Annotated in this window: 8 protein-coding genes; all 8 read right to left on the bottom strand. The window is 70.0% G+C overall.

Annotated elements, in window-relative coordinates; genetic code table 11:
* Positions 1-9: 9 nt before the first annotated feature.
* Entirely contained in the window at positions 10-912 is a 903-nt protein-coding gene (locus tag ABNT58_RS29850) for a biotin-independent malonate decarboxylase subunit beta (RefSeq protein WP_348756976.1), read from the bottom strand.
* Positions 909-1232 carry a malonate decarboxylase acyl carrier protein gene (mdcC, locus tag ABNT58_RS29845; protein WP_348756975.1) on the bottom strand — a complete coding sequence of 108 codons (324 nt, stop codon included), beginning with the start codon at positions 1230-1232 and terminating at the stop codon, positions 909-911. Before mdcC ends, ABNT58_RS29850 begins: the two co-directional genes overlap by 4 nt.
* 16 nt (positions 1233-1248) lie before the next feature.
* A complete protein-coding gene (gene mdcA / locus ABNT58_RS29840) occupies positions 1249-2919 on the bottom strand; it encodes a malonate decarboxylase subunit alpha (protein ID WP_348756974.1) in 1671 nt (556 codons plus the stop codon).
* A gap of 10 nt (positions 2920-2929) precedes the next feature.
* On the bottom strand, positions 2930-3694 hold the full coding sequence (gene madM, locus ABNT58_RS29835) for a malonate transporter subunit MadM (RefSeq protein WP_348756973.1): 765 nt from the start codon (positions 3692-3694) through the stop codon (positions 2930-2932).
* Between the two features lie 6 nt (positions 3695-3700).
* Complete coding sequence (madL, locus tag ABNT58_RS29830; RefSeq protein ID WP_348756972.1) at positions 3701-4117, bottom strand: malonate transporter subunit MadL; 417 nt, start codon at positions 4115-4117, stop codon at positions 3701-3703.
* 140 nt (positions 4118-4257) lie between these two features.
* Complete coding sequence (locus tag ABNT58_RS29825; protein ID WP_348756971.1) at positions 4258-5172, bottom strand: LysR family transcriptional regulator; 915 nt, start codon at positions 5170-5172, stop codon at positions 4258-4260.
* A gap of 63 nt (positions 5173-5235) precedes the next feature.
* The gene (locus tag ABNT58_RS29820) at positions 5236-5643 is read right to left on the bottom strand and encodes a hypothetical protein (RefSeq protein WP_348756970.1); all 408 of its coding nucleotides are present in this window, start codon (positions 5641-5643) and stop codon (positions 5236-5238) included.
* A 64-nt stretch (positions 5644-5707) separates the two neighbouring features.
* Complete coding sequence (locus ABNT58_RS29815; RefSeq protein WP_348756969.1) at positions 5708-7207, bottom strand: S8 family serine peptidase; 1500 nt, start codon at positions 7205-7207, stop codon at positions 5708-5710.
* Between the last annotated feature and the right edge of the window lie 325 nt (positions 7208-7532).

Genomic DNA, 7532 nt, shown 5'->3' with positions numbered 1-7532 from the left:
GTCTCCAGTTCATCGCACGTCCTCCAGGGCCACCTTGCGCAGGCCACGCACGGCGTCCACCTCCAGGTCAGCCACCTGCCCGGCCTGCTCCACGCCCAAACGCTGCCACAGGGCCAGCGCCTCGTCCCCATCGTCCAGGCCCGCCAGCAGACCCAGCCGCTGCGACAGCAGCCGGTGCTCTGCCTCCAGGCTTGCCGCGGTCACCGGCCGCGGCCGTGCCATGGCCACGATGGCGGCTTGGCGGAAGGCGCCGACATCGTCGGCCACCAGCGCATCGCAATCGCCAATGAGCCAGCGGTGCTTGCCGCCGGTGGTGCGCCACACCAGCGCGCGGTCACGGGCATCGAATTCGTCCACCCCATGCGATGCCTCGATCACCTCGGGGCCCGACATCGCCAGTCGGCCGATGTCGCTCATCACCACCTGGTCGGCACAGCGCGCCACGATGCCCATGCCGCCGAAGCAACCGTTGGCACCGCCGATGAGCACCACCACCGGAATGCCGGCCGCCCGCACGTCGAGCAGTGCGCGCATCACCTCGGAGACGGCGATCAGGCCCGCGTTGGCTTCATGCAGGCGCACCCCACCGGATTCGGCCAGCAGCAGCACGGCCTGCGGGCGGTCGCGCAGCGCACGGTGCAGCAGGCCCACCAGCTTGGCGCCGTGCACCTCACCGACACCACCGCCCATGAAGCCGCCCTCCTGGGCGGCGACGAACACCGGCTGGCCGGCGAGCAGGGCACGGCCGATGGCCACGCCGTCGTCGAAGGCGCAAGGAACCCCCAGTTGCGCGAGGTGCGGGCTGGTCACCTTCTCGGCCGGCGGCAGCCACTCATGGAAGCTGCCGGGATCGACGATGTGGGCCAGCCGCTCGCGCGCACTGCATTCGGCGTAGGAGACGGCGGCGGTCATGACCGCAGCTCCTGCACGGCCTGATCCAGCCGCAGACTGACGACGGCCGGGGTGGCGCCCATGTCGTGGATGCCGATGCGAACGCCGGACAGGCGGTGCCGGTCATGGAAGTCGCGCACCACCGCTTCCCAGATCTGGCCGAAGCCGCGGGCTGAGGTCTCGATGCGGACTTCGCAGCCCGCGCCCTCGGCGGGCTCCAGCAGGACTTCCAGGTTGCCGGAGCCGACGACCCCGACCAGTACCGGTTTGAAGAGGCCCGCCGGATGGTCACCGGCCAGGCTGTAGTGCAGGCTCTCGAGCCGCGGCGTGATGTCGCTCATGAGGTGCTCCGTCGGTTCACCAGTTGCGGAAGCGCTTGGGCGGCGCATACAGCCCGTGAGAGGCGCGCACGAGATCGCGCATGCTGCGGGCGGCCAGCAGGTTGCGTGTGGCTTCGCGCGGGTCGATGCCCAGGTCTTGCGGGCGCCGGATGACGCCGCGGTCGCGCAGGTTCTCCACCGCGCGGCGGTCACGCGCCAGGCCCACGGCGGTGTAGCCGGCCACGCCGCGAATCGCCTGCTCGCGCTCTTCGTCGGTGCGGCAAAGCAGCAGGTTGGCGATGCCTTCTTCGGTCAGCACGTGGGTGACGTCTTCGCCATAGATCATGATCGGCGGCAAATCCATGCCGGCCTGCTGCTGCAGCTCCCAGGCGTCGAGCTTTTCCACGAAAGCCGGCGCCATGTGCTCGCGAAAGGTCTCCACCATCTGCACCACGAGCTTCTGGCCGCGCGGCGTGCCTGCGGCGCCGCCGCGGCCGGCGCGCGCCTGCTGCCCCGCCTTCAGCCAGGCCGGGCTGGCGTGGCGGCGGCCGCGCGCATCGGCGCCCATGTTGGGCGCGCCCCCAAAGCCGGTGATGCGCCCGAGCGTGGCCGTCGAGCTGTCGCCCTGCAGGTCCATCTGCAGCGTGGAGCCGATGAACAGATCGCAGGCATAGTGGCCTGCAGCCTGGCAGAACGCGCGGTTGCTGCGCAGGCTGCCGTCAGCGCCGGTGAAGAACACGTCGCCGCGGGCGCGAACATACTCCTCCATGCCCAGCTCGGAGCCGAAGGAGTGAACCGTCTTGACCCAACCGGCCTCGATGGCCGGAATGAGCGCCGGATGCGGATTGAGCGCCCAATGGCTGCAGATGCGGCCCTTCAGCCCCAGCGACTCGCCATAGGTGGGCAGCAGCAGCTCGATGGCTGCGGTGTCGAACCCGATGCCGTGGTTCAGCCGCTGCACCCCGTATTCCGCATAAATGCCCTTGATGGCCATCATCGCCATCAACACCTGGATCTCGCTGATCTGCGCCGGGTCGCGGGTAAAGAGCGGCTCGATGAGACTGGGCGTCGGGGCCTGCACCACGAAGTCCACCCAATCGGCCGGGATGTCGACGCGGGGCAGCGCGCCGACCACCTCGTTGACCTGGGCGATGACGATGCCGCCGGCAAAGGCCGTCGCCTCGACGATGGCCGGCGTGTCTTCGGTGTTGGGACCGGTGTACAGGTTGCCGGCGGCATCGGCGGCCTGGGCCGCGATCAGCGACACCTTGGGCGTGAGGTCGACGAAGTAGCGCGCAAACAGCTCCAGGTAGGTGTGTATCGCGCCGATCTCGATGCCGCCGGCCGCCACCAGGCGGGCCAGTCGGGCGCCTTGCGGCCCCGAGAAGCTGAAGTCGAGGCGACGCGCAATGCCGCTCTCGAAGATGTCCAGGTGCTCAGGCAGCGACAGCACCGACTGCACCATGTGCAGCGCGTGCACGCGCGAGACGTCGACATCGGCCAGCGCGCGCGCCAGAAAGTCGGCCTGCTTCTGGTTGTTGCCTTCCAGGCACACGCGGTCGCCCGGCTGCATCACGGCCTCCAGCAGCTCGCCGATGCTGCCGGCCTCGACGTGCTTGCCCGCCCGGGCCTTGCCCAGTGCCTGCGCGGCGCGCGCCAGGCGATCGGTGCGGTCCGCCGCCCTTGTGTTCCAGTTCGTGCGATCCATCGCTGCTGCCTCAACCCACGAATGCCTTGACGGCGAAGAAAAGGACGGAAGGGCCCATCAGGCAGCCCAGCCCGGTGTGGAAGGTGGCCACCAGTGCACCGTAGGGCACCAGCTTGCGGTCGGTGGCCGCCAGGCCGGCCGACACGCCGCTGACGGTGCCCGCCAGGCCGCCGAACACCATGGCCGACCGGGGTGTCTTGAGCCGCAGGAAGCGAGCTGCCACCGGCGTTCCCACCATCACGAGGATGGCTTTGACGAGGCCGGTGGCGATGCTCAAGGCCATCACCTCCGAGCTGGCGCCGATGGCCGCGCCGGTGACCGGCCCCACGATGTAGGTGACCGCGCCGGCGCCGATGGTCGTCATGCTGACGGCGTCGTCATAGCCGAAGGCACGGGCCACGAGAGCGCCGAAGATGAAGGGCAGCACCGTGCCCAGCAGCAGCGAGACGACGCCGATCAAGCCGGCCTTGCGCGCCTCGGTGACCTGCACCTCGAAGGCCGTGGCCACGATGGCGAAGTCGCGGAACATCGCACCGCCCATCAGGCCGATGCCGGCAAACAGCGGCACGTCCGCCAAGCCCTTGTGCCCACCCGAGAGGCGCCCGCCCCACCAGGCCAGCGCCAGCCCGATGACGATGGCGATGGCCGAGCCGTGCACGCGACCCATCGTGAGATGGCGCGACAGCCATCCAGCCAGCAGCACCACGGCGCCCACCAGCGCAAAGGCAGCGACCAGCCCGTTGTGGGCGACGGTTTTTTCGAGCATCTCGATCATGGCCATTCACTCCGTCTTGGCGGCCAGCGCGCCGTCTTGGTGGGCAGTCGCCGGGGTCGGGTCTTCCTCGATCTGCTCGCTGCGGTTGATGGCCGAGATCACCGCGGCACACAGCAGCACCGTGCCGGCAGCGGCGATCACCGCCACCGGACCACCACGCAGTGCGGCGACCATGTCCTGCTGAGCCGCCATCGCCACCACCACCGGGATATACATGGCGCCCCAATACTCGATGCCGGCTTCGGTCAGCCGGGGCAGGCGGTCAGACTTCTGCAGCCACAGCCGGATGCTGATGAGCAGCAGCATGGCAATGCCCACGCCCCCCACGTTGGTCTTCACGCCCAGCAAGGCGCCCAGCGCATCGCCGAAGAAGATGCCAAACAGGTGACAGACCGCCAGCAAGGCGGTGCCATAGATGATCATGAGGTGTCTCCGTCAGGGGCCGTTCTGCGGCGGCTTTGGTTCGATCGGCACTTGCCGGGAACGAACCATATCGGCCGAGGTCCGGCCGCACAATTACGCAGACGGGATGATCCTTACGCGAAGCGTAAGTGCGGCTGTCGTCAGCCGGCCTCGAAGCGCTGTGTGCGACAGGCCGCCAGCAGCGCCAGCAGGTTGGGGTCGCGCTCGCGTGCGCGCAGAAAGCACAGCGCAATGCGCTGGCGGATCCGGTAGTGCGCACTGAGCGGCACCAGGCACACGTTGGCCGGCAGCACGCTGCGCACGCGCCCGGGCAGCAAGGTGTAGCCGATGCCGCCGCTGACCAGGTTCATCAGCGAGAAGATATCGCCGATGGTCATCACCACGCGCGGCGCATGACCGGCCAGCGCGAAAGCTTCGACGAAGCCGCTGTAGGTCACGAAACCCTCACCCAGGCTGACGAAGGGCTCATCGACGCAATCCGCCAGATCCACCTCGCTGCGCCCGGCATAAGGCGACTGCGCGGGCGCCGCAAAGAAGATGTCGTCCTCGAACAGCAATTGCGATTCGACATCCGCCGCATCGGGCGGCAGGCCGATGGCGGCGGCGTCGATGGCGCCGTCGCGCAGCTTGCGCAGCAGGTCGGCATTGGCGCCGAGCACCAGCTCGGTCTGGATGTCCGGCTTGCGCATCTTGAGCGCCATGATGAGGGCGGGCATGGCGCGGTTGGTGAGCGAGTACAACGATCCGATGCGGATGCGGTCGGATGCGTAACCGGCCAGCTCGCGCGTGGCGCGGATGCCGTCGGCCATCGTGCGCAGCACTTCCCGCGCCACATCGGCCAGGGCATGCGCCGCGTCGTTGGGTTGCAGGTTGCGGCCCTCCAGGCGGAAGAGCGTGCAGCGGGTGCCGGTTTCGAGCGAATGCAGCGCGCGGTGCACGCTCACCGGGCTGATGCCCAGGCGCTCTGCGGCCCGCGACAGGCTGCCGCATTCCAGGAACGCCAGCAGGATCTCGAGCTTGCGGAAAGTGATCTCTTCGTCGACGCGCGGCAGCACGGTGGCTCCCCGACCGGTAGGGGCCCGGATGCTAGCCCGAACTCCGCCGGCCGGCCGTGCGGCTCAGCCCCCGCCGCGCCGGTGATGCCGGTTGCTGTGGATCGCCTGTACCGAAGGCGCCTGTGCCAGCACGCGCAGCTGCGGCGGCGTCACTTCCACCACGAAGCTGCCGTTGAGGTCGTTGCGGCGCGCCGCCTCAGCCAGGCCCAGGCTGGACAGGCAGGCCTCCAGGTCGTTCATGTCGCAGGCCGGGTGATCGCTGAGCGGCGCGGCGGCCGCGGCGCGCTGGGTGGCCGGCGGCGGCAGCAGCCCGCCCGGGCCGACGTTGGTGTGCCGCGCGAGCGATGCGGGCGACGGGTCGAGCGGCAGCCGGCGTGCTTCGATGATGACCGAGGTGCGCTCGGCCGCATCGGCCTGGGCCGCGAACTCGACCAGGCTGGCGTCGCGCAAGGCGTGGGGGGTGTGGCTCATGGCAAGGTCCTGGGGCTGCCTACAAAGCGTAAGGGCTGCGGGGGCGGGCTTCAAGCGACGCAGATCAAGCCGCGGGCAGATAGCCCAGCTCCACCGCATTGCCATAGGCCGCCAGCACCGAGAGCTTGCCGTGGCCGTAGCGGTGGTCCTGGCCGTTCTCGCCGCAGTCGGTGACGCTGCCGGTGAGCAGCTGCAGCAGCGCGTCCGACCGGTCCCAGCCGGTGAGCGAGAGCAGCGCCGACTGCTGCTTGGCCGCGGCGGTGCGGCTGAGCAGCAGGGCCAGCGCACCGGCCACGTGGGGCGATGCCATGGAGGTACCGTTCAGGTGCTCCCACTTGTTCTTGCCAATGGCCGAGTACACATGCACGCCGGGCGCGGCCACGTCGGGCTTGGCATACACCAGCGGCAGGTGGCGCGGGTCGATGGCATCCGAGGTTTCCACCACATGGGTGCGGCCGCCGCTGAAGGCAGCGATGCGGCCTTGCACGTCCATCGCGCCGACGGCCAGCGCAAAGAAGTCGTTGCCCGGCGAGCCGCTGGTCTGCGCGCCATCGTTGCCGATGGCCACCACCACCGGCACACCCGCCGCCCGGGCCGCGATCATCGCGGCGGTGTAGGTGTCCAGCACGCCGGGGTCGAAGGTGAGCCCGCCGAGCGACATGTTGATGACCTCGGCACCCTGGGCCACGGCCCATTCCATGCCCTTGAGGATCTGCTCGTCGGTGCCGCCGGTCTTGCCCAGCACCTTGGCCACCAGCAGCTGCGCCTGCGGCGCCATGCCGATCCAGCGCCCGCTGGCCCGGCCACCGGCGATGGTGCCGCATACATGGGTGCCATGGCCGTCGGCGTCCCAGGCCTGGTCGGGGCCCTGCTTGAGCACGCCACCCTTGGCATCGAACTCGGCAAAGCCGACCACCTTGCCTTGCAGGTCGGGGTGGGAGGCGTCGACGCCGGTGTCCAGCACGGCCACCTTGGCGCCCTGCCCGCGGGCGTCGAACGCGCCCCAGCACGACAGGGCGCCCACGTCTTCCAGGCCCCAGGCGTGCGTGACCCAACGTTCCACCTCGGGCGGCAGGGTCTTGGCGCGCAGGCGCGGGGGCACCGGCACGCGCCGGTTGGGAAAGATGGCCAGCACGCCGGGCAGTTCTTTCGGCAGGCGGGCGAGGTCATCGCGGTCGATCTCCATCGCGGCGGCGCCGGCCATGGTCAGCGGGCGCGGCTGACCCCCGACGTCGGACCTGCGGGCCAGGCGCGAAGCCTGGATGAAGGCCGCCGCCTGCAAGGGCGCGATGGCGGCGGCGCCGCTGCGTTTGAGCGCCTGTACCTTCAGCTTCTGCTGCCGCTGCGCCGCGGCCTGCGCCTTGCGCGCCTGGCCGGGGTGCCACGGGGCCGGCAGCAGGTCGGTGGCGCTGGTGATCGCACGCCGCTGCATGGCCGCTTCGGCCGCCCGGCGCAGCGTCTCGGCCAAGCCGTCGGGCTGGCCCTGCACGATGATGCTCAAGGTGCGCTGGCGGCTTTCATCCAGGATGCGCTCGACCTGGCGTTGGATCTTGTGGGGCGTCATTGCGGTCGAGTGTGCATCGCCTCTTGGGGTGGGGTTGTAGGTGTGGGTAACGGGTGCTGGTGGTTGGTTTGTTGTTCGCGAACACCCTTGGTGGCTGTGGGCTGGTTTGCTCCGGGCCGTGCGGGCGGGCCCGGGGGCTTAGCTTCCGCGGTCCGCGCGTGGCGCGGACTGCCCTGCGCTACTCGGGTGGGCGGCCCGCGGCCGAACTCGCTACGTTCGCTGCGCTCCCTGCACTCGGACAACGACCGCGAGTCAGTGCACGAAGCGCGCTGCGCGCGCGGCCACCCACCCTGCGTTGCTCGGCGCTCCAGATGCGCCCCCGGGC

It is taken from the genome of uncultured Aquincola sp., assembly GCF_964001545.1.
Taxonomy (GTDB): Bacteria; Pseudomonadota; Gammaproteobacteria; order Burkholderiales; family Burkholderiaceae_C; genus Aquincola.
The sequence above is the reverse complement of the archived record's forward strand: the minus strand, read 5'-3'. Positions and strand labels throughout refer to the sequence as shown.

Excerpts from the sequence above, each read along its gene's own strand:
- ABNT58_RS29850 (WP_348756976.1), bottom strand. The coding sequence starts at position 912 with ATGACCGCCGCCGTCTCCTACGCCGAATGCAGTGCGCGCGAGCGGCTG.
- mdcC (WP_348756975.1), bottom strand. The coding sequence starts at position 1,232 with ATGAGCGACATCACGCCGCGGCTCGAGAGCCTGCACTACAGCCTGGCC.
- mdcA (WP_348756974.1), bottom strand. The coding sequence starts at position 2,919 with ATGGATCGCACGAACTGGAACACAAGGGCGGCGGACCGCACCGATCGC.
- madM (WP_348756973.1), bottom strand. The coding sequence starts at position 3,694 with ATGATCGAGATGCTCGAAAAAACCGTCGCCCACAACGGGCTGGTCGCT.
- madL (WP_348756972.1), bottom strand. The coding sequence starts at position 4,117 with ATGATCATCTATGGCACCGCCTTGCTGGCGGTCTGTCACCTGTTTGGC.
- ABNT58_RS29820 (WP_348756970.1), bottom strand. The coding sequence starts at position 5,643 with ATGAGCCACACCCCCCACGCCTTGCGCGACGCCAGCCTGGTCGAGTTC.
- ABNT58_RS29815 (WP_348756969.1), bottom strand. The coding sequence starts at position 7,207 with ATGACGCCCCACAAGATCCAACGCCAGGTCGAGCGCATCCTGGATGAA.